Genomic DNA, 23,334 nt, shown 5'->3' on the forward strand with positions numbered 1-23,334 from the left:
ACTTGTGATCCTGCCGCAGGCCGGCCCTCCGGCACCTTCGCCGGAGTTAATTGTGACCCTACTCACAGGATGCATCGGGTACAACTACCTCCAAAAAAGTTGAGCATTATGCCCTACTTTGGCATGCCAGGACGTGCTAATCTTGCGCATTATGCAACCCTTGGATGGCACAGACACCCGGCTCCTTTCCGCGATGGCAAAGGACCCCCGGGGCACTGTGGTCGCCCTTGCCCAGAAGCTCGGCTTGTCCCGGAATACGGTGCAGGCGCGCATGGCACAGCTTGAGAAGAAGCACGCGTTCCTTTCCTTTGAACGAAGGATCAACCCCGTAGCCCTGGGCTACCCCTTGACCGCGTTCATCACCGTCCACGTCCAGCAGCAGAAGCTGGCTTCCCTGGCGCAGGACCTTGCCGACATCCCGGAGATCCTTGAAGGCTTCGGCCTGACGGGCTCCGCCGACCTGTTGCTTCGGGTTGTTGCCCTGGACGCAGAGGACCTGTATCGCATCAACGGCAAGATCCTCGGCTGCGACGGAGTGGACAGGACAGATACAGCTCTGGCCATGCGCGAGATGATTCCTTACCGTGTGCAGCCGCTGCTCGGACGCCGGTCCGGGTCCTAAGCGCCGACGAACCGGGGGCTGTTCAGCCATGCCTCTTGCCCACGGAAGCCGAGATGCGCTTTGATTCAAGTGGACGCACCGGGGGCCGCGCAGAGGAACCCGGCCAGGGGGTGGCGCTGGCGAAGGCTGCCGAAAGGGGCACTACCGTGAGCAATCCGCAGGAACCCACCCACAACCAGCCCGGCCACAATCCGCCACCGGTTCCGCCGAGCCCCGGCTACCTGCCGCAACCGGGCAACACGCCACAACCCGGCTACCAGCCACAGCCCGGGTACTCGCCACCACCCGGCTACCAGCCACAGCCCGGGTACTCGCCACCACCCGGGTACGCCCCGGAAAACGGGACCCCGCCGCAGTGGCAACAGCCGCCGTCGTCCGCTTCTGCCCAGGGCGGCGCCCAGTATCCGGCACCGGGCCCGTACCAACAGAACCCCTACCCGCAGGGCCAATACCAACCCGGCCAGTACGGCCAGCAGCCTCCCCGCAAGAACCGTAAAGTCCTGTGGATCGTCCTGGGCATCGTGGCGGGAGTCATCGTGTTGGCGGTGGTGGGCGTCGTCATCCTGGTCAACGTGGTGGGCAACGCGACGTCGAAGGCCCGGTCGCTGGCTGACGAATTCACCAATCTGGTGGTATCCGGTCAAAGCGGACAGGCCTACGACAACTACCTCAGCCAGCCGCTCAAGGATGAACTCGACAAGCAGTCCTTCATGGACGGCATCGCCAGCCTGGAGCTGGACAGCTCCTGCAAGCCCAACTACAACTCGGTGAGCGTGAACTCGAACAACGGCAACAACAAGGCCGACCTCGCCGGTACTTTGCAATGCGACGGCAAGACCATCGACCTTCAGTACGTCTTTGAAGGCACCAACGAACTGAAGATGAGCAGCATCCGCCTCCGCCCCTAGCCAGGAAAAATAATCCGAAGACCCACCCATCCACTGGAACGCATGGTCCGAATCACTGCTTGAGAGTCCCACCCGGGACTCAGCAGGTCGGCCGGAAATCTCCGGCCATCACCGGAAGGCTCGGACCAATGCGTACTTCGCCCAATCGCTTGATCGCCACCATCTTCGGAGCCGTCTACCTCCTGGTAGGCGTGCTTGGATTCTTCGTCACCTCGGGAATTGGCTTCTTTGCCACCGAGGGTGCCAACTTGATCATTTTCGCTGTGAACCCGCTTCACAACATCATCCACCTGGCCATTGGCGCAGCCCTCCTCTACGCCGGCCTGAACAGCGTCACGTTGTCCAAGTCCATCAATACCGCGGTCGGCGGCGTCTACCTGCTGGTCGGTATCCTCGGTCTCTTCCTCGTGGGAAGCTCCCTGAACATCATCGCCCTCAATGGCGCCGACAACGTCCTACACCTCGCCAGCGCCGTGGTCCTGCTGGGCGTCGCTTTGTCGCAGGACAAGGCCGCCGTAGCTTCCGCCCGCGCCTGATCACCGGCCCAAAGACGACGAGGACGGAAGCAACCATGGATCGCGCAAACCACCCCACGTTGAAGGCAGCCGTTGTGCTGTACGTGTACTTCGCTGCGATGGCAGCCGGGATGGTTGAACTTTCCCTGGCCGCCGGATACCTCGCAGGAGCTGGTTCCGCCGCCCCCGGTATCGTTGCCGCCGGCGTTGCGACGCTCGCAGCCGGCCTGGCCTTCCTGGCTTGGTCGCTGTGGGGGTTGCACCGCAACTCGCTCGTCTTTGCCCGATATGCAGTTCCGGTCCTCGCGGTGGCCGCTGCTGCGCATGTTGCAGTCATGGCGGCCGGGGTCACCGCGCAGCGCTCCCTCGACGTGAGCCACTTTGCCGCCCTGGGCCTGACCCTCATGGCACTTGCCGGAGCGGGCTGGCTCAGGCGGCAGCACAAGACCAACGACGGCGGCGCCCACGGCCAGCCAAGGACCGGGCGGCTTCTGGCAGCCGCGTTCGGAGCCGCCGTCGTTGTTGCAACAGTCGCCACACCGGGCCTGGCCGCATCGATGGCCGGACAGCACGCAGTACCTCATGGGGAACACGGCCGGGCCCCCAGCGGAGAAAACGGCCAGGGCACCAATCCCGCCCTGGACCCCGGCCACCACCACTAGGGGGCGGCCGCCGGACCGGCGCATCATCGACACAGTGCCCACTGTTGATGGTGCGCCTGGTTCGTGGATCAGCCCGGTTCGTGGATCATGGATCCATGGACCCCATCGAGTCGCTGGATGAAATTGCCTTCTGGCTGGAACGCAGCCTCGCCCCCACCTTCAAAGTCCAGGCCTTCCGCAAAGCGGCCGACGTCGTCAGGAAACTTCCGCCCGAGGAGCTCGCCCGACTGGTCGGCAGCGGAAGGATCACCAGCCTTAAGGGCGTCGGTAACCGGAGTGCGGAGGTCATCACGCAGGCCCTGGAAGACCGTGTGCCCGACTACCTGGCCGATCTCCGCGCCAAAGGAGCTGAAGCGCTGGCCTCCGGCGGCGACACCCTTCGGGCCGCATTGCGCGGCGACCTCCACAGCCACAGCAATTGGTCCGACGGCGGCTCACCCATTGAAGCCATGGTGGCGGCGGCCCGAACCCTGGGCCGGGAATACCTTGCTTTGACCGACCACTCCCCCAACCTCACCATCGCCAACGGACTCAGCGTTGAGCGGTTGGAAGAACAGCTGGGCATTGTGGACGGGATCAATTCGACCCACGACGGTTTTCGACTGCTCAAGGGCATCGAGGTGGACATCCTCGAGGACGGCACGTTGGACCAGACCCGGGACATGCTGGACAAGCTTGATGTCGTGGTGGCCAGCGTTCACTCCAAGCTCCGCGCCGACAAAAAGACCATGACCGAGAGGATGCTGGGCGGAATCAGCGATCCCCACACCAACGTCCTGGGGCATTGCACGGGCCGGCTGGTCCAGGGATCCCGTGGCACCCGTCCACAGTCCGAATTCGACGCCCCCAAAGTCTTCAAGGAGTGCGCCGAGTGGGGCGTCGCCGTCGAGATCAACTCCCGGCCCGAAAGGCAGGACCCGCCGGATGACCTCATCAAGCTGGCCCTCGATACCGGCTGCTTGTTCAGCATTGACAGCGACGCTCACGCCCCCGGCCAACTCGACTTCCTGCAGTACGGCGCCCAACGCGCTGAGGCCTTGGGGGTGCCCGCGGAGCGCATCGTGACTACGTGGCCTTTGGACCAGCTCAAGGAGTGGCTCAGCCTGAAGAAATAACCGCGCCAAAAAGGCCCTCCCGGTACTTGGCAGTTCCGGGAGAGCCTCTTTGTTTTGGGCTTTAGTGGTTCACCGCCTTCTCGGCACCGATACCGGTCAGCGAGCGCACTTCCATCTCGGCCTGCTTGGCCGGATCCTCGCGCCGCTTGTCCAGCACGGTTCCGAGCCAGCCCAGGAAGAACGCCAGCGGGATGGAGACGATGCCCGGGTTGCTCAGGGGGAAGAAGGCGAAGTTGGCTCCGGGGATCATGGATGTTTTGGCACCGGAGACCACAGGTGAGAACGTGATCAGCAGGATGGCCGCGGCCAGGCCCCCGTACATGCTCCACACCGCGCCTTGGGTGGTGAACTTCTTCCAGAAGAGGGAGTAGACAATGGTGGGCAGGTTGGCTGATGCCGCAACTGCGAAGGCCAGCGCCACCAGGAAGGCCACGTTCTGGCCGTTGGCGAAGATGCCGCCGAGGATGGCGAGGATTCCGATCACCACAACGGTCCGCCGGGCCACCTTCACTTCGGTGGTTGCGTCCGCCTTGCCCTTGGAAATGACGTTCGCGTAGATGTCATGGGCGAAGGATGCCGCCGCAGTGATGGTCAAACCGGCCACCACCGCCAAAATGGTCGCGAATGCCACCGCGGAGATGAACCCCAGCAGCAACGGGCCACCAAGGTGGAATGCCAGAAGTGGAGCGGCAGAGTTCACGCCGCCGGGGGCGGACTTGATGGTTTCGGCACCCACCAAGGCTGCGGCACCGTAGCCCAGCACCAGGGTGAACAGGTAGAACAGGCCGATCAGCCAGATCGCCCACACCACGGATTTCCGGGCTTCCTTGGCCGTTGGGACGGTGTAGAAGCGCATGAGGACGTGGGGCAGGGCCGCTGTTCCAAGGACCAGCGCCAGGCCCAGTGACATGAAGTCCAGCTTTGACGTTTCTGTCTTGCCATACTGCAGTCCCGGATTGAGGACGTTGGGGTTGTTGGCTGCCTCCGCAGCGGACCCCAGCAGGCTGGAGAGGTTGAAACCGTAAATCGCGAGCACCATGGCCGTCATGACCGCGGCACCTGCGATCAGCAGGATGGCTTTGATGATCTGGACCCAGGTTGTGCCCTTCATGCCGCCGATGAGCACGTACATGATCATCAAGGCGCCGACGACGATGATCACCAATGCTTGTCCGCCCCAGTCGCTGATGCCCAGCAGGAGCGATATCAGGCTTCCCGCGCCGGCCATTTGGGCGAGGAGGTAGAAGAAGCAGACTGCGAGGGTGGACAGTGCTGCCGCAATACGTACAGGACGTTGCCGCAAGCGGAAGGAAAGGACGTCTGCCATGGTGAACTTGCCGGTGTTACGGAGCAGTTCAGCCACCAGGAGCAGGGCTACCAGCCAAGCGACCAGGAAGCCGATGGAATACAGGAACCCGTCGTAGCCGTTGATGGCGATCGCGCCTGTGATGCCCAGGAACGACGCCGCCGAAAGGTAGTCGCCGGCGATGGCGGTACCGTTCTGGGAGCCCGTAAAGGAGCGTCCTGCCGCGTAGTAGTCGGCTGCGGTCTTGTTGTTCCGGCTGGCCCTGAAGACGATCACCATGGTGACGGCGACGAACAGGGCGAAGATGCCCATGTTCAGGAGTGTGGTGTCCTTCAGGGCAGCAACCTCGACTGCCGGGACCATGATGGCGGTCATTTGGCTCCTCCGCGAATTACGTTGCCGTCCTTATCGAATTGGTGGCCCTCGATCCCGTTGCGGATTTCTGCCGCGATGGGATCCAGCTTCTTGTTGGAGTAGCTCACGTACCATGCCGTGATTCCAAAAGTAGTGACGAACTGAAGCAAGCCAAGGATCAGGCCGACGTTGATATTGCCCCACACTTTTGTGGACATGAAGGCGACGGCGTAGTCGGCTAAGAGGACGTAGGCGAAGTACCACAGCAGAAAAACGACTGCCATGGGAAAGACAAAGCTGCGGTGCCGCTTGCGCAGCGTTTTGAACCGTTCCGTCTGTTGGACTTCCTGAAAGTCCACGGACGCCGTTGCGTCCTGGGGTTGGGCCTCATTACCCATGGTTCCTCCTGGTTGTGATGAGTCCACGCCAGCTCCCACACGCGGCTGATGTGACTGCAATCACTATCGAATGTGGTCCTGGCTTCCTTCCAGAGATTCGCTCATGGCCGTCGCCCAGCGGCTGTGCCACTGCGCCAAACGGTGGATGTGCGTGGCATGCAGCCCCACGCTCACCCACATCCCGGTGCATTGGCTACGCTGGCCTTATGCCCGACTCCCCGCTCTTCACCGCAGCCGCCATCGCCGTGATCGTGCTGGCTGTCGCCGTCGTCGTGGGCGTTGGCCTGAAGGTGATCCGCTCCTTCCGGGAACTTGGCACGGATGCCGAACGCGCCACCTACAACACCCTTCACGCGGCATCGCGGGCGGGGCAGCATCTTCGCGGCGGCCTCCAGCCCGCAGGGGCGGCCAAAGCCAGCAGGCAGCTGCGCGTCCTGCTGGGCTGCGACGCCCTTGCCATGACGGACACTGACTCCGTGTTGGCGTGGGACGGCGCTGCGGAGGAGCTGCGTGGAGCGCTGATGGGGCTCGCAGCCGAGGTCCTTGCCACAGGGCGAACCGCCGTAGTGCCCCACGTTGGGCACAACGGCACCGACACCAGTCACGATTTCAGTGCTGTGATCGCGCCAATCAGGGCCGGATCACGGGTTGTCGGGTCCGTGGCCGCGTTGGCGCCTGCAGCGGGGGCCGGGCTGGTGCGGGCTACCAGCGAGGTAGCGGATTGGATCGCGGCCCAGCTGGAACTGGCGGAGCTGGAAGCCTCAAGGACCCTGTTGATGGAAGCCGAGGTAAGGGCCTTGCGGGCTCAGATCAGCCCCCACTTCATCTACAACTCCTTGAACGCCATTGCTTCCTTCATCAACACGGACCCAGCCAGGGCGCGGGAACTCGTGGTGGAATTCGCGGACTTCACCAGGTACTCCTTCCGCAGGCACGGGGACTTCACCACTGTGGCGGAGGAACTGCGCTGCATCGACCGCTATCTGCTGTTGGAGCGGGCACGCTTCGGCGAGCGCGTCCAGGTCAGTCTTCGGATCGCGCCGGAAGTGTTGAGCACGGTCATTCCTTTCCTCAGCCTTCAACCGTTGGTGGAAAACGCGGTACGGCACGGTTTGGAAGCGAAGGAGGGCCCGGGTCACATCACCATTTGTGCCAATGATTCCGGAGCGTTCGCGGAAGTCACTATCGAGGACGACGGCGTCGGCATGGATCCGGAGCACCTGCGGTCGGTCCTCGCCGGGCACACCGACGGAGACCATGTGGGGCTGCGCAACGTGGACGCCCGGCTACGGCAGGTCTACGGAGATGAGCACGGGCTGGTGATCGACACGGCTCCCGGCGAAGGCACCCTGATCACCCTGCGTGTTCCCAAGTCCCAACCCGGACATGACGCGTGAGGTGACGGTTAGTCTTTAATCATGATCAACGTGCTCGTCGCTGATGACGAACTACCCGCCGTGGAAGAACTGGCTTTCCTCCTCGGACGGGATGGGCGGATTGGCGCCATCCACCGCGCATCCTCAGGGACCGAGGCGCTGCGGAAGCTGGAAACCGAGTCCGTGGACGCCGTTTTCCTGGACATCCATATGCCGGCCCTTTCAGGCTTGGACATCGCCCGCGCCATTTCCCGCAGCAGCAACCCACCCGCCGTCGTCTTCGTCACCGCGGACGAGGACTGCGCACTGGAGGCCTTCGACCTCGCCGCCGTCGATTACTTGCTCAAGCCGCTCCGGGCGGAACGGCTGGCGCGCTCCGTGGACCGGATCAGTGAGCTCATCAAGGACGGCACTCCCGCCCCGGAAATGATCACCGTCGACCTTGGCAGCACCACCCGGATGATTCGTCGGGACGATGTCACTTACGTCCAGGCACAAGGCGATTACGCCCGCTTGCATACTGCCGAGGCCAGCTACCTCATCCGGGTTCCGCTCGCCGACCTTGAACAAAAATGGGGCGATGCCGGGTTCATTCGCATCCACCGTTCGTACCTGATCGCGCTGAACCACGTCCAACACCTGAAGCTGTCCACCACCGGCCCGAGCGTTGCCGTTTCGGGAGCCGAGCTGCCGATCAGCAGGCGGCACCTGCCCTCCGTCAGGGACAAGCTGCAGTCCACCCGCATCCGGCCACAGGCATGACCCGGGTCCGCGTTACCGCACCCCGCCAGTCGGCAGCACCCGCCTCGGGCCGGGTGCTGCACTCCCACGAGGCAGCCGAGGACTCGGATGCCGGCCGGATTTTTGTCCGCTCCCTGATCCGTTCGCAACTGCGCCTTGCCTTGGTGGTGGCGTGCGGATTCCTGGTCATCCTGGCCGTGTATGCGACGATCCTCGTCTACGGCCCGGGAGTCTCGGAGACCCGCGTCTTCGGCATTCCCCTGGATTGGCTGACCCTGGGTGTGGGCATCTACCCCGTCATCGGTTTGAGCGCCTGGCTTTACAACCGGGCAGCCGCACGCAATGAGGCCCGTTACCGGGACTTGGTGGAGGACAAGTGAACCCTGCCGTCGGCTTGTTCGCCTTCCTCGCCGTTTCACTTGCGACGGCGGTCATCGGCTTCTACGGGCTTCGCGTCTCACGGACCACCAGCGACTTCTATGTTGCCTCACGCACGGTCCCGCCGTGGTGGAACGCGTCCGCGATTGGCGGCGAGTACCTCTCCGCCGCGAGCTTCCTGGGAGTAGCCGGGCTGATTCTGCTTTCCGGCACCGATGCCCTCTGGTTCCCTGTCGGCTACACGGCGGGGTATCTGATGCTGTTGCTCTTCGTAGCTGCGCCGTTGCGGCGTTCGGGCGCCTACACCATCCCGGATTTCACCGAAGCACGCCTGGACTCCGTCTTGGTGCGCCGCGTCACCAGCCTGGTAGTGGTGGCCGTGGGCTGGCTCTATATTGTTCCCCAACTCCACGGCGCAGCGCTCACCATCCGCATCACCACCGGCTTGCCGTCGTGGGTAGGCTCGACGGCGGTCGTGGCAGTTGTGTGCCTCACGGTGGTGGCAGGTGGCATGCGGTCCATCACCTTCGTCCAAGCCTTCCAATATTGGCTGAAACTGACCGCCCTTGCGGTGCCCGTGGTGTTCATCCTGCTGGTGCTCGGAGGTAACGGCACACCGCCGCAAGCGCCCCTGCCCGTCAATCCCACCAGCCAGCCCGCCGCAAGTGCGTACCAGCACATTTCCCTCTTGGTGGCCTTGCTGTTCGGAACGCTGGGCCTGCCGCACGTCCTGGTGAGGTTCTACACCAACCCGGATGGAAAGTCTGCCCGACGAACCACGCTGATCGTGCTGGGGCTGCTCTCCGTCTTCTACCTCTTCCCTACCCTCTCCGGGGCCGTGGGCCGGATGTTCGCACCCGAGCTCGCCCACTCCGGCCAGGCCGATGCGCTGGTCCTGTTGCTTCCAGGGAAGCTGGTCGGCGGGATGGGAGGGGACATGTTGTCCGCGCTCGTCGTCGCCGGAGCCTTCGCTGCCTTCCTGTCCACCACCTCCGGGCTGGTGGTGTCACTGTCCGGCGTCATCAGCCAGGACCTTTTCGGGGGAAGCGTCAGGGGGTTCCGCCTCGCTGCGGTGATGGCCGCCGTCGTCCCTCTGGGTTTTGCCTTCATGACAGACTCACTCGCCCTGGCCGGGAGCGTGGGATTGGTCTTCGCCTTCACCGCTTCCACTATCTGCCCTGTGCTGTTGCTGGGTATCTGGTGGCGGGGCCTGACGGATTTTGGCGCGATCGCAGGGATGGTCACCGGCGCCGTGCTGTGTGGCGGTGCCATGGTGGTGGGCACGCTGGCAGGCGCAGGGAATGCCCCCGCATGGCTGGCCCAACCGGCGGCCTGGAGCGTGCCTGCAGCGTTCGCCGTGACAGTGGTCGCCTCCATGGCGACGCGGAACCGGGTGCCGGCGTCGGTTAACCGCGTGATGTCCCGGTTGCATGTACCGGAACGGCCGGTAGCCACCGAACGGTAGCAAGCAGTTGTTCGCGCCATGGCCCGGGAGGACAATGTCGCCATGTCCGAGGAACCGAACGCGGCAATACCAAAGCCGTCCACGGCCAGTCCCGCCGAGGCCGCACCGGGCGTCCGGGCCCAATTGCTGGCCACCGAACACTGGAGCCTGCTCGCTTCGCGGAGCACCACCCAAGGTGAAGTCCTCACCCGGATCAGCATGTTCCTGACGTTTACCTCAGCCAGCCTGCTCAGTGTGGCCTTGGTGGGCAACGCAACCCAGTTTTCGGATGCCTTCCGGGCCTTTGCGCTGACCATTCTTAGTATCGACCTCGTCGTTGGCCTGCTCACCCATATCCGCGTCATGAGCGTTGGCATGGAAGACCTGATGTATGTCATCGCCATGAACCGGCTGAGGGCGGCTTATGTGGACCTGGATCCAGGGATCGCCCCCTATCTGATGGCGGGCTACACCGATGATGAGGAAGGCGCGAAGAGGACGTATTACTTCCTGGGAGGCCGAAAGGACTTCAACCAGGTAGCCGGAAGCAGCATGGTGTTCATGGGCACCGTCAATGCGGCCTTGATCGCCCTGCTGGTGGGGTCGGCGCTGTTGACTTTTGCAGTCCCAGCGCCCTTGGCCCTAAGCATGGCTGTGGTTTCCGCGCTGGCGTTCTTTGCCACATCCTTGGTCCGCGGAAGACGCCGCTACCTGGACGTATGGAAGAACAACCTGCCGATCTCCCCCACCCCTTAAACCAGGTGACTGTCAGTCGATGGCCGCCATGAGCTCAACGACGCGGGCAAGGAAAGCATCCACTTGCGCTTCTTCGTAGCCCTCGTCGCCTTTGGCGGCACGGAACACGGCGCGTCGAACGGTGTCGACGCTCAGCGGCTGATCGTTTTCCAGGTAGCCGATCAGTTCAACGCACAGGGCATCCACGTCCTGGACGTTGTAGCTGCGGGCGCGCTTGCGGGCAGGGCGGCGGAAACGTTCCCCGTCAGGCCTGTGCAGCCTGCCGCGCAGGATTCCGGAGAGTTTCCCGATCTGTCGCAACCAGGCCTCTTCGCCCTGTTGGCTGATGAGGTCATCGCGCTCCCGGCGGGCGAACGCGTCCTCAAGGCGGTCCAGTGCCGCGTCCACGCTGTGAGCGTCGTAGCCGCCCTTAACGGGGTCGAAAGCCACCTCCCGGACATCCACGCTGGCAACCTGGTCCGCAGTGCCGACAGGGTTCTCAAACGACGTCCTTGCGCGCTGCAGGAACTCGTCAACCTGCTTGGCGTTATAGCCGTACTTGCTGCGTTCCACGCGATCGAACGTTGCGGGGATCTGGCGTCGAATATCCAAGGCCACTATTTTTCCTTCATCGGTTGTCAAACGCCGCTCAGCAGCGCGAACAAAACATAAGCCACAGGGGCCGCGAACACGATGGAGTCCAGACGGTCCATCACACCACCATGGCCAGGCAGGATACTGCTCATGTCCTTGACGCCAAGTTCCCTCTTGACCATGGATTCGGCAAGGTCTCCTGCCGTTGCAGCGGCAACCATTCCAACAGCCAGGATGAGGCCCACCCACCACGGCCTGTCAAGCAAAAAGATGCATGCCAGGACGCCAATCACCATGGCACCACCCACGGACCCTGCGAAGCCCTCCCAGGACTTTTTGGGACTGATCTTGGGTGCCATCGGATGCTTGCCGAACGAAGCTCCCACGATGTAGCCGAAAGTATCATTCGACACCACCAACAGCAGCATGGAAGCGATCTGCCACGCGCCGTCCGGGATTCCGTGTGGCCAGAATCCCACGGGCGTGGCTCCGCCAGTGGCATGGAGCGGAAGCGCAGCAAAGCTGATCAGGAACGGTATCCATGCCAGCGTGAAAACACCGGCGAAGACACTGCGCGGCGCTCCTGCTGCGCTCTCAATGGAACGCCAGAGAAGCACCGCCACGGAGCTGGCCGTCATGGTGAAGAGCAGGCCTTCCAGCCCGCCGAAGTAGGCCGAAACCGGCATCACCAGGCTGCCGACCATCACTGGAACAATCGGCATCCTGGTGCCTTGGGCTTCGAGGGCGCGGAAAACCTCCCAGACACCCAGGACCGCGAAGGCCGTGGTGAGCAGGACGAATCCCAGCGGGAGGAACAGCAGCCCTCCCAAAACAGCCAACAGCATGGCAAGGCCGACGCCGATCGCCGCCGGCAGGTTACGGCCGGCCTTGGGTGTGGGGTTCGCCCGCTCGCGCCGGGCGCGCTTGTGAGTGTCGCGTGTCGGGACCCGTTCAGCGGGCGCCGGCTCAGCCTGGCTCATCAGACCTCGAGCAGCTCGGCTTCCTTGCGCTTGAGCAGCTCGTCAATGCTGTCGACGTGCTGCTTGGTCAGGGCATCGAGCTCCTTCTCGGCGCGCGAACCCTCGTCTTCACCGGCTTCGCCGTCCTTGACGAGCTTGTCCAGGGTGTCCTTTGCCTTGCGGCGGATGCTGCGGATGGAAACCTTGGCGTCCTCACCCTTGCCCTTGACGATCTTCACGTATTCCTTGCGGCGCTCCTTGGTGAGCTCCGGAATGGTGACACGGATGACATTGCCGTCGTTGGAGGGGTTGGCTCCAACTTCAGAGTCGCTCAGGGCCTTTTCGATGTCGCGCAGGGCGGTCTTGTCGTAAGGGGTGATCAGGATGGTACGCGCATCGGGTACACCGAACGACGCCAGCTGCTGGAGCGGGGTGGGCGTTCCGTAGTACTCGACGATGACCTTGTTGTAGAGCCCGGGGTTGGCCCGGCCCGTACGGATCGTGGCGAAATCGTCCTTGGCTACTTCGACGGCTTTGTCCATCTTCTCGCCGGCTTCGAGTAAGGTCTCTTCGATCACGGGTTTCTCCTCAGAAATAGTTGCTGCCCAACTGCAGGCGGCAATGCACAGTAAAGATCCGCCACCAAGGGCGGACGGTCCTAGAAATATCCTAGCCCTTGCTAGGGAGTTACCAGGGTTCCCAGCGTTTCGCCGAGGATGGCCCGGGTTACATTGCCTTCGCCCTCCATACCGAACACCACCATGGAGAGGTCATTGTCCTTGCACATGGTCATGGCGGTCTGGTCCATCACGCGGATGTCGCGGCGCAGGGCGTCGTCGTAGCTGAGGACATCAAGCTTTTCGGCCGTGGGGTCCTTCTTGGGGTCGGCCGTGTAGACGCCGTCCACACCGCTCTTGGCCATCAGGACGACGTCGGCGTGAACTTCCAGCGCACGCTGGGCAGCAACCGTGTCGGTGGAGAAGTACGGGAGACCTGCGCCGGCGCCGAAAATGACCACCCGGCCCTTTTCCATGTGGCGGATGGCGCGGCGCGGAATGTAGGCCTCGGCTACCTGGCCCATGGTGATGGCACTCTGGACGCGGGTTTCCACTCCGGCCTGCTCCAGGAAGTCCTGCAGCGCCAGGCAGTTCATCACAGTGCCCAGCATGCCCATGTAGTCGGCGCGGGAGCGGTCCATGCCGCTCTGGGACAGTTCGGCGCCACGGAAGAAGTTGCCCCCGCCAACAACGATCGCTACTTCCACGTCTGCGACGCCGGCTGCGATCTGCTTGGCGATGGCCCGGACGGTTTCGGGATCGACGCCGAGCTTGCCTCCGCCGATGACCTCACCGGAAAGTTTCAGAAGTACACGTCGGCGGGTCTTCTCGGGCTGGATTGCAGTGTTGACGGTTTCCATGGTGCCTTCCCGTTGGTGGACTCTGGCTAGATTATCGTGCTGTGGGTCCGCGCAGGTACTACCCGGACGCGTGCATGAAAAAGGGGCGGCCACCGAAGTGACCACCCCTTTTCATGAATTACTAGTTTCCGACGCGGAAACGGGTTACTGCGGTTGCCTTGACGCCGGCTTCTTCGAGGACCTGTGCAACAGTCTTCTTGGAATCCTTGGCGAATGCCTGGTCAAGCAGAACTTCGCCCTTGTAGAAGCCGGTAACGCGGCCTTCGACGATCTTCGAAAGAGCAGCTTCCGGCTTGCCTTCAGCCTTGGCCGTCTCTTCGGCGATGCGGCGCTCGGACTCGACCAGTTCGGCCGGGACGTCTTCGCGGGTCAGGTAGTTCGGAGCCATTGCGGCAACGTGGACAGCAATGTCGTGTGCGGCGGTGGCAGCGGCTTCGCCTTCACCGTCAACAGCGAACAGAACGCCAACCTGGGCCGGAAGGTCCTTGGACGTCTTGTGCAGGTAAGCGTCAACCGTGGTGCCCTCAACGCGGGAAATGCGACGGACAACAACCTTTTCGCCCAGGACAGCGCCCTCTTCGACGACAACCTCGGACAACGGCTTGCCGTCTACCTCGGTGGCCAGCAGGGTCTCGAGGTCGGCAGCGCCGGACTCGACTGCAACGTTGAGGACCTTGTCAGCCAGCTGGATGAACTTGTCAGCCTTGGCAACGAAGTCGGTCTCGCAGTTGACTTCGATCATTACGCCAACGCCACCGTTGACCTTGGCAGCAACCAGGCCTTCAGCGGTGGAACGGCCTTCACGCTTGGTAGCGCCCTTCAGGCCCTTGATGCGGATGATCTCGATGGCCTTCTCAGCGTCACCGTTGGCTTCGTCAAGAGCCTTCTTGACGTCCATCATGCCGGCGCCGGTGCGCTCGCGCAGGGCCTTGATGTCAGCAGCAGTGTAGTTCGCCATGGGAACCCCTCTGTCTAGAAATTTATGTGTTTACGTAACTGAAGGACGGCAGCCCACCGTGTGAGCCGCCATCCTGTCAGTTGTCCCCAACGCCGTTTCCGGTGCCGGGAAAGGTCCAGATTTACTTGGCTTCGGCTTCGCCTGCTGCAGCTTCAGTAGCGACGGGAGCCTCGGCTGCCGGAGCTTCTGCGGCCGGGGCCTCAGCTGCTGCTTCTTCAGCCTTGCTGCCTTCGAGGAGCTCGCGCTCCCACTCGGCCAGGGGCTCTTCCGGAGCTTCGGTGGTGCCCGTTGCGCGCTGGTTGCGGGCGATGAGGCCCTCAGCTACGGCGTCGGCAACAACGCGGGTAAGCAGGTTGACGGAGCGGATGGCGTCGTCGTTACCCGGGATCGGGAAGTCAACTTCGTCGGGGTCGCAGTTGGTGTCCAGGATGGCAACAACCGGGATGTTCAGCTTCTTGGCTTCGTCAACAGCAAGGTGTTCCTTCTTGGTGTCAACAACCCAGAGGACCGAGGGAGCCTTGGTCAGGTTGCGGATACCGCCGAGGTTGGACTCAAGCTTGGTGAGTTCGCGCTTGAGGAGCAGGAGCTCCTTCTTGGTGTAAGCGGAGCCGGCGACGTCGTCGAAGTTGATCTCTTCGAGTTCCTTCATGCGCTGGATACGCTTGGCGACGGTCTGGAAGTTGGTGAGCATACCGCCCAACCAACGCTGGTTGACGTACGGCTGGCCAACACGGGTAGCCTGCTCGGCAATTGCTTCCTGAGCCTGCTTCTTGGTGCCGACGAACAGCACGGTGCCGCCGTGGGCGACAGTAGCCTTGACGAACTCGTAGGCGCGGTCGATGTAGGACAGCGACTGCTGGAGGTCAATGATGTAGATGCCGTTGCGCTCCGTGAAGATGAAGCGCTTCATCTTCGGGTTCCAACGACGGGTCTGGTGTCCAAAGTGGACGCCGCTGTCAAGCAGCTGGCGCATGGTTACGACGGGCATGCCGACGCTCCTTCCGGCAGGTCATTCATGAGAGAGCCCATGGGGCTGCTCTTACCCTGCCAATAGTTGACGGTTGTTTAGCCTTTGCCCGGACGGGCGCGGCTCCTGGCATCCATTGCGCTTCTCATCCGGCATGGGACCAAAGGCTCCACCGGACCGCAAGAGGCACAATCCTCCGCAGCCTGAAGCCATGGGCTTCGCTGATGGAGGGCTGGATACGCGTAGTCAGCCTGGGACCCCCACATATCTGAATGAGACATGTTCCTGAACAAGCTTGAGGGCACAGCAAACTGCTCCACCAAGTGTACTACAGCGATCCCGGCCGGCCGACCGCGCCCTCCCTGCAACTTGTCCACATACGGACTTTCCGGGATGGCCCTCGGAGCACGCTAACGGAAGGCTGGACCCATGTCCTTCCTGAAGCTCTCCACGTCCTCGATTATTGCGCTCACCGTTCTGTCCGGGGCGGTTGGCGCCACGCCCGCTCCCCTGGCGCCCTGGAGTTGGCCGCTCTCCCCCAAACCGGGCGTCCTGCGGACGTTCGACCCTCCGGATAAACCGTGGTTGAGCGGACATCGCGGCGTTGACCTGGGTCCCACGCCCGACGGCGGGCAGGTCACCGCGCCGTCCGATGGCGTGGTGAGCTTTGCCGGCGTCGTGGTTGACCGCCCTGTCCTGACCATCGATCAGGGTGACGGACTCAAAAGCAGTTTTGAACCCGTCACCACCGACCTCAAGCAGGGTGACCATGTGGTCAAGGGACAAGTCGTCGGCGCTGTGCAGCCGGGCGACTGCGGGAGTACTACTTGCCTGCACTGGGGTGTGCGACGCGGCGAGGAGTACGTCAATCCACTGGGGTTCGTTGCCGACCTGCGGCCCTCGGTGCTGCTGCCGCTGGAGGGAAGCTAGACGATCGCAGAAACGCCCGTGATGGCGCGGCCGGTCACCAGGGTGTTGATCTCGTGCGTGCCCTCGTAGGAGTAGATCGCCTCTGCATCGGAGAAGATCTTGGCCATGCCATAGTCCGTCACGATGCCATTGCCGCCCAGGATGCTTCGCCCCAGGGCAACGCTCTCGCGCATCCGGGCCGTCGTGAAGGCCTTCGCCAAAGCTGACTGCTCGTCCTTGGCGACGCCGGCATCCTCGAGCTGGGCCAGCCGCACCATCATGCCCATCGAAGCGACAGTGTTCCCCAGGATCTGGACCAGCTGGTTCTGCACGAGCTGGAATGCGGCCAGCGGCCGTCCGAACTGCTGGCGCTCCACAGCGTAGCTGCGGGCGACATCAAAGGCGGCCATCTGAAGCCCGACCGCCTGCCAGGCGACAGCCAGGCGCGTCACCTTGAGGACCTTGTTGGTGTCCCTGAAGCTGTTGCCGTTGGCCAGCTTGAAGAAGTCAGGCACCACTACGTTGTCCAGGGTGATGTCCGCGTTCTGAACAGTGCGGAGGGAAATCTTGTTCTCGATCTTGCTGGCGGAGTAGCCGGGCAACGTGGTGTCCACCAGGAACGCCTTGACCTGGTTGTCGGCCACGTCCTTGGCGTAGATGACCACCCAGTCCGAGAAAGTGGCGTTGCCGATCCAGCGCTTGGCGCCGTTGAGGATCCACGTGTCACCGTCACGCCGGGCCGTGGTGCGGGTTCCGCCGGCCACATCGGATCCACCCAAGGGTTCGGTCAACCCAAAAGCGCCGATCTTCTTCAGGGAGTAGATCTCGGGCAGCCACGCGTCCTTTTGCTCCTGGGAGGCGAGGGCCTCAATGGAGCCCGTAAAGAGGCCGTCGTGGACACCCATGAACGTGGCGATGGAGGCGTCCGCGCGGGTCACCTCGGCGTGGAGCATGCCCGCGAACAGGTTTGAGTACCCCTGGCGCCGCACCGGACTGACGAGGTCCAGCTCGCCGAGCTTGGGAATGAGGTCCATGGGAAACTCGCCGCGGTTCCAGCAGTCCACCGCGATCGGCTTGACCTCACGGGCGAGGAACTCCCGGACTTCGGCCAGTCGATCCTGCTCTTTGCCGGTCAGCATCTGCTCAAACGCGTAGAAGTCGCCGTCGGCGTAGGGAAGGTTGCTGGCGTCGAATGCAGTGTTGGACATGTTCGCTCCTTCAAGGGTGGTCACCTGTGACCACATCAAGGTCCCGGAAGGACTGCGCTGCAACCCTTGAGTCAGCAGGGCAGCCAAGTTACCGGCGGGTAATAAGTTACTGCTCAGTAACTTACCGCAGTCCCGCCCCACCCCGCAATGGCTGGAGAGGGTTTCGCGTTTTCCAAACGGGCCCTGAAACACAAAAAGCCGTGGCCGACGAAATGATCGTCGGCCACGGCTCCTGCGTGGAATGTAGGGCTACTCGGACTTGAACCGAGGACCTTAGGATTATGAGTCCCGCGCTCTAACCAGCTGAGCTATAGCCCCGAGATGCCCGGACAACTGCTCTCAAGCAGCCGTCCCGGGCAAAGCACTCTAGCAATACTAATAGCTAAAGAGCAGTGCTTCGGTCACACCACCATGTCCTCGTAGGAGGCACCCCGGTAAAGGTCCTCGAAGGTCTGGAGTGTGCCATTGATGCTGTGCGGCTCAACCATCTCGCGGCTCATCTTTCCCATGGCTTCGAGTTCGTCCTTGGGAAGTTGCACCAGTTTGGTGATTTTTGCTGCGAGCTCCGAGCTGTTGTTGGGCGTGAAGAGGTACCCGTTTTCGCCGTCACGAACCAGGTGCGGAAGGGCCATGGCGTCGGCCAGCAGCACGGGGGTGGACGCAGACATGGCTTCCAGCGTCACCAGTGACTGGAGTTCGGCGGTGCCTGGCATGCAGAAGATATCGGCCTTGATGTAGGCCTCGCGCAGGTCTTCGTCGCTGGCGAGCCCAAGGAACTTCACACGGTCCCCCAGGCCAAGCCTGGCGACTTGGGCTTCCAACGCCGGGCGCACTTCTCCGCCGCCAACAATTTCCAGGTGGACGTTCAAGTCCCGGGGCGTTTTCGCCACGGCGTCGATCAGCACATTGATGTGCTTCTCTTCGGCAAGGCGGCCCACGAAAAGGACCGTGGGGTTGCTGTGCGGTTCAATGACTTCACCGGGGTGCAGTTCGTAGGCCGATGAATCGATGCCGTTGGACAGCGGCAGGACTTTGCGAAGGAAAGCGTGCTGGTGCATCGCCTTGGCCGCCAGCGGCGTGGGGGTGGTGACGACGTCGGCCTGCCCCATGACCTTGCCCATGTCCTTCCAGGAGATGCGGCCAACGATGTCCTTGAACCACTGCGGGAATGGAAGGAACGGGTTCAGGTTTTCGGGCATGAAGTGGTTGGTGGCGATGATCCTGATGCCGCGCTTCACGGCCTCGTACAGGACGTGCTCACCGATCATGTAGTGGCTCTGGATATGCACGACGTCAGGCTGCACTTTGTCGAACAGCAGGCTGATTTCCTTCTTGATTTCCCACGGAAAGCAGATGCGGAAGTACTCGTGGGTGAAGACGCCGTGGGAGCGCAGCCGGTGAACGGTGGCTTCATCGCGGAACTCCGTGTAGCTCTTGCCCGAGTCCGGACGGCAGGCCAACACGTGGACATTGTGTCCGCGCGCCGTCATCCCCTTGGCCAGGCGGTAGCCGAACTGGGCAGCTCCGTTGACGTGCGGCGGGTAGGTGTCCGCGGCAATCAGGATGGTGAGGGGCTTGTTGGTGTCGGGAATGGTCACGTGGAGAACTCCTGATGGTCACGGTGCGGACAGCGTTGCTTGTGGCAATACTGCGGTGTCGCCGGGTGGCCGCCGGCAAAAAGCGGTGGCGCGAGGTAAAGATCTGCCCTAGGCCTTCCGGCTGGCAGTCGCCTTCGCGTCCTTCTTGCGCTTGGTGACTTCCGGATGGTGCCGGCTCAGGGCAATAACCCCCACGATAGCAAGCGTAGCGGCCGCTGCCATGGCTATCGCCATGACGGCGTGGACATCGGGACGAAGCTCACCAAGGATCACAATGCCAATGGCGATTCCCACCATGGGGTCAATCACGGTCAGGCCGGCGATCACAAGATCCGGCGGACCGCTCGAATAGGCGCTCTGCACGAACCACGAACCGAGTCCTCCTGCGGCCACGATCGCAATCAGCGTGTACCACTGCACGTTGAGCAGGAACAGGCCGTTGGGATCGAGCAGGTGCTTGCCGATGATGCGCGTGAGTACTGCGACAAAACCAAACAGCACACCGGCGCCAAGAATGTAGATGAAGGCGTTCATGCGGTGCTTGAACAAGACAGCCAAGGTCCCGAAGATACCCACCGCCAAAGCCAGGAGCAGGACGATCGTCAGTTCGTCGTCCCCGCTGACGTGGTGGTTTTCCTGGGTGACGAAGACGGCCAGCAACACAAACAGCGCGGAACCGGTGACACAGGCGCTGATGGCAACGACGGTTGCCCGGTTGATGCTCAACCCTTGGTCCTTGGCATTGACCACTGTGGTGATGACCAGCGCGATGGCGCCGATCGGTTGCACCACCGTCAGCGGCGCGGACACCAGGGCGATGGCATTCATCACCATTCCCAGGGCAAGGAACAAGAGTCCGAGCATCCAGCGCGGATTGCGCAGCAACCGCAAAAAACCGTTTGAGCTCAGCGCGAGCCCGCCCGTGTCAGCTTTCACTGCGCTGCCCTGCCGCTGGGCACCGATGGCGAGGAAGAAAGCACCAAGCACCGCGAGGAAAACTGCCAGCCAGACCATCAGCCGCGTCCGCCGTCGTCGGTTTTCAATTCTTTTCCTTTACGCAGGATGGCCCAGTAGTAGTTGTAGGCCGCGATCCAGTGGCCCACCAGGCCCAAGCCCAGGAAAGTCCATGCTGCCACGAAATACACCTCGGTGAGGGGAATGGGCAGTTTGGACAGGACCAGGAGGGGCGTTCCGAGCAGCAGCAGGCCAGTACGGATCTTCCCGATAATGCTCACGGGCAGATCAGGATGGCTGCGGAAATAGATCAATGATGCAATGGCCAGGATGGCGTCCGGCACCAGCAAGGCGGCCAGGTACCACCACTGCACGACGCCGGCAATCGCCAAGGTGAACGCTACTGCCAGGAGGGCGGCCCGGTCAGCCATCGGATCCAGGATCCTGCCCAGCTTGGAGGTCTGGTTGAACCGCCTTGCGATGTAGCCATCCACCCAGTCCGTGCTGCCCATGATGACCAGGACAAGGACCGCGAAGCCGTACTCCTGTTCCGACAACACAAGCCACACGAACAGGGGCACGCCCATGAAGCGCAGGACCGTGAGGACATTGGGGACGGTGAAAATGAGGTCGTGGTCGACCTGTGGGCGGTCAGGGTGCGATCCAGCACCAATCAGCCTCATGTGTCCCCCTTCCTCGTCCTCAGTATCCAGCGCCGCAGGCAGTTGCTACTTCTTCAGCAGCTTCCGCAGTGCAACGACGAAGACGACCGCAGCGGTGGCGAACGCTGCGAGGTCCTTCCAGCGGGCAGCCATCCGCTCAGTGAGGCTCTCGGGTACGGAATCGCCGAGGTCGGCAAACTTTGCCGACGCAAATTCCTTGCCCTCCTGGAACTTGCTGCCGGCACTGGCCAGCAGCGCCTGGCCCTGCTTCTTGACGTCCAGTTGCTCGCCAAGTTCGTCTCGAACCCCAGTGAGGTGCTCGCGACGCTTCCTCAGGCGGGAGCGAAGCTCGGCTTCGGTGGGCGCCTTGACGGCATCGGCTTCCTTGGCAGCATCCTTGGCGGCCTTTTCAGCCTTTGCCTTCTCCGCTGCTGCTTCCTTCTCGGCCTTGGCGGCCTTGGCAGCCGGGGAATTGGGATCAAGGATCGACTCGTCGAAAGCCGAGCCCTCCTTGGCAATGCCAAGATCATGCTTGATGCCCCGGATGGTGTCCTCAGGGACAAGCGGCATGGCCTTCTTGAACTTGGCAATGCCGATCAGCGATGCAATGGCGACAATCACCAGGAAAAACGCCGAAACGACCAGGGCTGCAAGCCAACCTGGCATGATCGTTGCCAATCCGAGAATTGCTGCCACCACCAAGGCGATCACCAGCAGCGCGAGGAAAACGAGGGCAACGCCGAAGAAGGCGCCGGCCACGCCGAGCTGTGTTGCCTTGCGTTTGAGTTCAACCTTGGCAAGGGCGATCTCGTCATTGATTTGCCGTGGGGCCAAGCGTGCTACGAGCTTGAGGGTCTTCGGCAAAGTACGAATGGCTGGTCCTTGGCTGGTCCGGCCGGTGTGACGTCCACTCATGGTTCCGCCTAACTGCTTCCTCTGGGCATCGTGTCGGGCGAACGCAGCGCAAAAACGATCACCGCGGACACCTGTCCTCAAAGCTATCATTCAGGTTCCTGCGGAACTTTCGGGGCCACGCTGCGGCGCGCCCGTCATGCCACCAATAAATATGATCTGGGCCATAGGATAGATGATCGTGACCCCTCCCATTGCCCCGGGCGATTCCCTGAGCCGACGCGAAAAACTTGTCTACATTCTCCTCCTGGGCGCCTTGACGGCACTGGGACCATTCACCATCGACCTGTACCTCCCGGCTTTCCCCGCCCTGGAGTCGAGTTTCAAGGTCTCGGAAGCCGCAATCCAGCTCACCTTGACTGGAACGACTGTCGGTTTCGGGGTCGGCCAATTGGTGGTGGGGCCGTTCAGTGACAAGGTAGGCCGTCGGCTGCCGCTCATCCTGGCTACAGCCGTCCACATCGGCTCTTCGCTGGGCGCCGCACTGGCTACCGACATCGGGATGCTCTCATTGTTCAGGGTGCTCATGGGAATTGGCGCTGCCGGCGGTGGCGTGGTGGCCATGGCAATGGTCCGGGACCTGTTCCACGGCTACTCCATGGTCCGCATGTTTTCCCGGATGTCCCTGGTCAACGGGCTCGCTCCCATCCTGGCCCCGGTGATCGGCTCGCAATTGCTCCTTGCGTTCCCCTGGCCCGGCATCTTCTACTTCCTGGCCAGCTACGGCCTGCTGGTCATCATCGCCTCCATTTTCTTCATCCGGGAGACCCTTCCAGCCGATCAGCGCGGCAAGTCCACGGTGACAGTCGGGCAGCGGTACAAGAAGGTCCTCACGGACCGGATTTTCGTCGGCATGGTCCTGGTGGGAAGCCTGAATTTCGGTGGCCTTTTCGCCTATCTCTCCGCCTCCACTTTCCTCTTCCAAAAGGTCTACGGCTTCTCGCCGCAGGAGTACGGCATCCTGTTCGGCATCAATTCCCTGGGCATTGTTGCCGGGGTCCAGATCAGTTCGCGCTTGATCAGGCGTGTAGCTCCGCAATGGATCGTGGCAGGGGCAACGCTGTTCATGTTGTGCATGTCCGTTGTGATCATCGTGCTGGACCTGTTCCATGTGGGGCTGTGGGGAACCCTGGTTCCGTTGTGGTTCTACATTTGCGCCACAGGCTTCATGTTCCCGTGCGTCCAGGTTTTGTCACTTGCAAACCACGGCGCGCAGGCAGGGACGGCTGCGTCCCTCCTTGGTGCATCGCAGTTCATGATGGCCGGCATCGTCCCACCGGTGGTGGGGTGGCTCGGGGTCAATTCCGCCGTTCCGATGGGCGCAGTGATGGCGGTCTGCATCGCAGGCTCGATGACGGCCCTCTGGCTGGTCGTGCGGCCACGGACCGTGCCATCGATCCACTAGCGTGCCACCCATTCATCCAACCGGCCGTAGGCTGTCAGCATGAACAGGAAACCGCACCGCAACGGCAGGGGCCTCTTTCTCGGCGCGATGCTCGGCGCGGCGGCAGGCGCCCTGATCGGCCGCGCCGCAGGCAGTGCGCTTTTCGGCGCCATGATCGGTGCTGTCATCGGGGCAGCGGTGTTGTACCGCGTCAACCCCGGGCCGTGGAACCGCGACTGAGCAGGCCCGCTCGGGCCC

Annotated in this window: 26 protein-coding genes and 1 tRNA gene; 13 read left to right on the plus strand and 14 right to left on the minus strand. The window is 62.6% G+C overall.

The genetic code is table 11. The features are described 5' to 3' along the window. Positions 1–151: 151 nt before the first annotated feature. From AB0N72_RS04580 to AB0N72_RS04600, 5 genes are all read left to right on the plus strand, one after another. Positions 152–622: an Lrp/AsnC family transcriptional regulator gene (locus AB0N72_RS04580; protein ID WP_363930328.1), complete on the plus strand. Its 471-nt coding sequence runs from the start codon at positions 152–154 to the stop codon at positions 620–622. A 146-nt stretch (positions 623–768) separates the two neighbouring features. Continuing rightward, the gene (locus AB0N72_RS04585; RefSeq protein WP_363929782.1) at positions 769–1,530 is read left to right on the plus strand and encodes a hypothetical protein; all 762 of its coding nucleotides are present in this window, start codon (positions 769–771) and stop codon (positions 1,528–1,530) included. Between the two features lie 128 nt (positions 1,531–1,658). After that, on the plus strand, positions 1,659–2,066 hold the full coding sequence (locus tag AB0N72_RS04590) for a DUF4383 domain-containing protein (protein WP_363929783.1): 408 nt from the start codon (positions 1,659–1,661) through the stop codon (positions 2,064–2,066). 35 nt (positions 2,067–2,101) lie between these two features. After that, complete coding sequence (locus AB0N72_RS04595; protein WP_363929784.1) at positions 2,102–2,707, plus strand: hypothetical protein; 606 nt, start codon at positions 2,102–2,104, stop codon at positions 2,705–2,707. Between the two features lie 95 nt (positions 2,708–2,802). Then, entirely contained in the window at positions 2,803–3,822 is a 1,020-nt protein-coding gene (locus AB0N72_RS04600; protein ID WP_363929785.1) for a PHP domain-containing protein, read from the plus strand. 61 nt (positions 3,823–3,883) lie between these two features. On the opposite strand, the gene AB0N72_RS04605 is transcribed toward AB0N72_RS04600, so the two are convergent. Together AB0N72_RS04605 and AB0N72_RS04610 are read right to left on the minus strand one after the other, a co-directional pair. After that, positions 3,884–5,503 carry a sodium/solute symporter gene (locus tag AB0N72_RS04605; protein WP_363929786.1) on the minus strand — a complete coding sequence of 540 codons (1,620 nt, stop codon included), beginning with the start codon at positions 5,501–5,503 and terminating at the stop codon, positions 3,884–3,886. After that, a complete protein-coding gene (locus AB0N72_RS04610; protein WP_363929787.1) occupies positions 5,500–5,880 on the minus strand; it encodes a DUF485 domain-containing protein in 381 nt (126 codons plus the stop codon). The genes AB0N72_RS04605 and AB0N72_RS04610 overlap by 4 nt, the downstream gene beginning before the upstream one ends. Positions 5,881–6,086: 206 nt before the next feature. Here AB0N72_RS04610 and AB0N72_RS04615 point away from each other — a divergent pair, with 206 nt between their 5' ends. From AB0N72_RS04615 to AB0N72_RS04635, 5 genes are read left to right on the plus strand one after another with little or no spacing between them, the layout of a single operon-like run. Next, positions 6,087–7,277: a histidine kinase gene (locus AB0N72_RS04615; RefSeq protein ID WP_363929788.1), complete on the plus strand. Its 1,191-nt coding sequence runs from the start codon at positions 6,087–6,089 to the stop codon at positions 7,275–7,277. Positions 7,278–7,298: 21 nt separating this feature from the next. Beyond that, on the plus strand, positions 7,299–8,018 hold the full coding sequence (locus AB0N72_RS04620) for a LytTR family DNA-binding domain-containing protein (protein ID WP_363929789.1): 720 nt from the start codon (positions 7,299–7,301) through the stop codon (positions 8,016–8,018). Beyond that, on the plus strand, positions 8,015–8,377 hold the full coding sequence (locus AB0N72_RS04625) for a hypothetical protein (protein WP_363929790.1): 363 nt from the start codon (positions 8,015–8,017) through the stop codon (positions 8,375–8,377). The genes AB0N72_RS04620 and AB0N72_RS04625 overlap by 4 nt, the downstream gene beginning before the upstream one ends. After that, a complete protein-coding gene (locus tag AB0N72_RS04630) occupies positions 8,374–9,840 on the plus strand; it encodes a cation acetate symporter (RefSeq protein WP_363929791.1) in 1,467 nt (488 codons plus the stop codon). Before AB0N72_RS04625 ends, AB0N72_RS04630 begins: the two co-directional genes overlap by 4 nt. 42 nt (positions 9,841–9,882) lie before the next feature. Further along, positions 9,883–10,575: a hypothetical protein gene (locus tag AB0N72_RS04635; protein ID WP_363929792.1), complete on the plus strand. Its 693-nt coding sequence runs from the start codon at positions 9,883–9,885 to the stop codon at positions 10,573–10,575. 12 nt (positions 10,576–10,587) lie between these two features. On the opposite strand, the gene AB0N72_RS04640 is transcribed toward AB0N72_RS04635, so the two are convergent. From AB0N72_RS04640 to rpsB, 6 genes are all read right to left on the minus strand, one after another. Next, complete coding sequence (locus AB0N72_RS04640; protein WP_363929793.1) at positions 10,588–11,172, minus strand: DivIVA domain-containing protein; 585 nt, start codon at positions 11,170–11,172, stop codon at positions 10,588–10,590. A gap of 20 nt (positions 11,173–11,192) precedes the next feature. After that, the gene (locus tag AB0N72_RS04645) at positions 11,193–12,128 is read right to left on the minus strand and encodes a phosphatidate cytidylyltransferase (protein ID WP_363929794.1); all 936 of its coding nucleotides are present in this window, start codon (positions 12,126–12,128) and stop codon (positions 11,193–11,195) included. Next, positions 12,128–12,685, minus strand: coding sequence for a ribosome recycling factor (gene frr, locus AB0N72_RS04650; RefSeq protein WP_018777486.1), 558 nt, complete (start codon positions 12,683–12,685; stop codon positions 12,128–12,130). The genes AB0N72_RS04645 and frr overlap by 1 nt, the downstream gene beginning before the upstream one ends. Before the next feature lie 101 nt (positions 12,686–12,786). Beyond that, positions 12,787–13,524, minus strand: coding sequence for a UMP kinase (gene pyrH, locus AB0N72_RS04655; protein WP_363929795.1), 738 nt, complete (start codon positions 13,522–13,524; stop codon positions 12,787–12,789). A 121-nt stretch (positions 13,525–13,645) separates the two neighbouring features. Next, on the minus strand, positions 13,646–14,482 hold the full coding sequence (tsf, locus tag AB0N72_RS04660) for a translation elongation factor Ts (RefSeq protein WP_363929796.1): 837 nt from the start codon (positions 14,480–14,482) through the stop codon (positions 13,646–13,648). Positions 14,483–14,603: 121 nt separating this feature from the next. Next, complete coding sequence (rpsB, locus tag AB0N72_RS04665; protein ID WP_363929797.1) at positions 14,604–15,470, minus strand: 30S ribosomal protein S2; 867 nt, start codon at positions 15,468–15,470, stop codon at positions 14,604–14,606. A 408-nt stretch (positions 15,471–15,878) separates the two neighbouring features. Between rpsB and AB0N72_RS04670 the strand changes: the two genes are divergently transcribed. Continuing rightward, complete coding sequence (locus AB0N72_RS04670; protein WP_363929798.1) at positions 15,879–16,379, plus strand: M23 family metallopeptidase; 501 nt, start codon at positions 15,879–15,881, stop codon at positions 16,377–16,379. Here the strand turns inward: AB0N72_RS04670 and AB0N72_RS04675 are convergent. The 6 genes from AB0N72_RS04675 to AB0N72_RS04700 form a co-directional block, all read right to left on the minus strand. After that, positions 16,376–17,566, minus strand: a complete 1,191-nt coding sequence (locus tag AB0N72_RS04675; RefSeq protein ID WP_363929799.1) for an acyl-CoA dehydrogenase family protein — start codon at positions 17,564–17,566, stop codon at positions 16,376–16,378. The genes AB0N72_RS04670 and AB0N72_RS04675 overlap by 4 nt on opposite strands. A 244-nt stretch (positions 17,567–17,810) precedes the next feature. Beyond that, positions 17,811–17,884, minus strand: a tRNA-Ile gene (locus tag AB0N72_RS04680). Positions 17,885–17,967: 83 nt separating this feature from the next. Beyond that, positions 17,968–19,164, minus strand: a complete 1,197-nt coding sequence (locus AB0N72_RS04685; RefSeq protein ID WP_363929800.1) for a glycosyltransferase — start codon at positions 19,162–19,164, stop codon at positions 17,968–17,970. Positions 19,165–19,272: 108 nt separating this feature from the next. After that, the gene (locus AB0N72_RS04690) at positions 19,273–20,178 is read right to left on the minus strand and encodes a DMT family transporter (protein WP_363929801.1); all 906 of its coding nucleotides are present in this window, start codon (positions 20,176–20,178) and stop codon (positions 19,273–19,275) included. After that, the gene (locus AB0N72_RS04695) at positions 20,178–20,801 is read right to left on the minus strand and encodes a CDP-alcohol phosphatidyltransferase family protein (protein WP_363929802.1); all 624 of its coding nucleotides are present in this window, start codon (positions 20,799–20,801) and stop codon (positions 20,178–20,180) included. The genes AB0N72_RS04690 and AB0N72_RS04695 overlap by 1 nt, the downstream gene beginning before the upstream one ends. Before the next feature lie 45 nt (positions 20,802–20,846). After that, positions 20,847–21,695, minus strand: a complete 849-nt coding sequence (locus AB0N72_RS04700; protein WP_363929803.1) for a phage holin family protein — start codon at positions 21,693–21,695, stop codon at positions 20,847–20,849. 172 nt (positions 21,696–21,867) lie between these two features. Here AB0N72_RS04700 and AB0N72_RS04705 point away from each other — a divergent pair, with 172 nt between their 5' ends. Together AB0N72_RS04705 and AB0N72_RS04710 are read left to right on the plus strand one after the other, a co-directional pair. Continuing rightward, positions 21,868–23,097 (plus strand): multidrug effflux MFS transporter, encoded by a 1,230-nt coding sequence (locus AB0N72_RS04705; RefSeq protein WP_363929804.1) that lies wholly within the window; start codon positions 21,868–21,870, stop codon positions 23,095–23,097. 39 nt (positions 23,098–23,136) lie between these two features. Continuing rightward, positions 23,137–23,316, plus strand: coding sequence for a glycine zipper domain-containing protein (locus AB0N72_RS04710; RefSeq protein WP_363929805.1), 180 nt, complete (start codon positions 23,137–23,139; stop codon positions 23,314–23,316). Positions 23,317–23,334: the final 18 nt, after the last annotated feature.

This window comes from Paenarthrobacter sp. NPDC089307 (genome assembly GCF_040685055.1).
Taxonomy (GTDB): domain Bacteria; phylum Actinomycetota; class Actinomycetes; order Actinomycetales; family Micrococcaceae; genus Arthrobacter.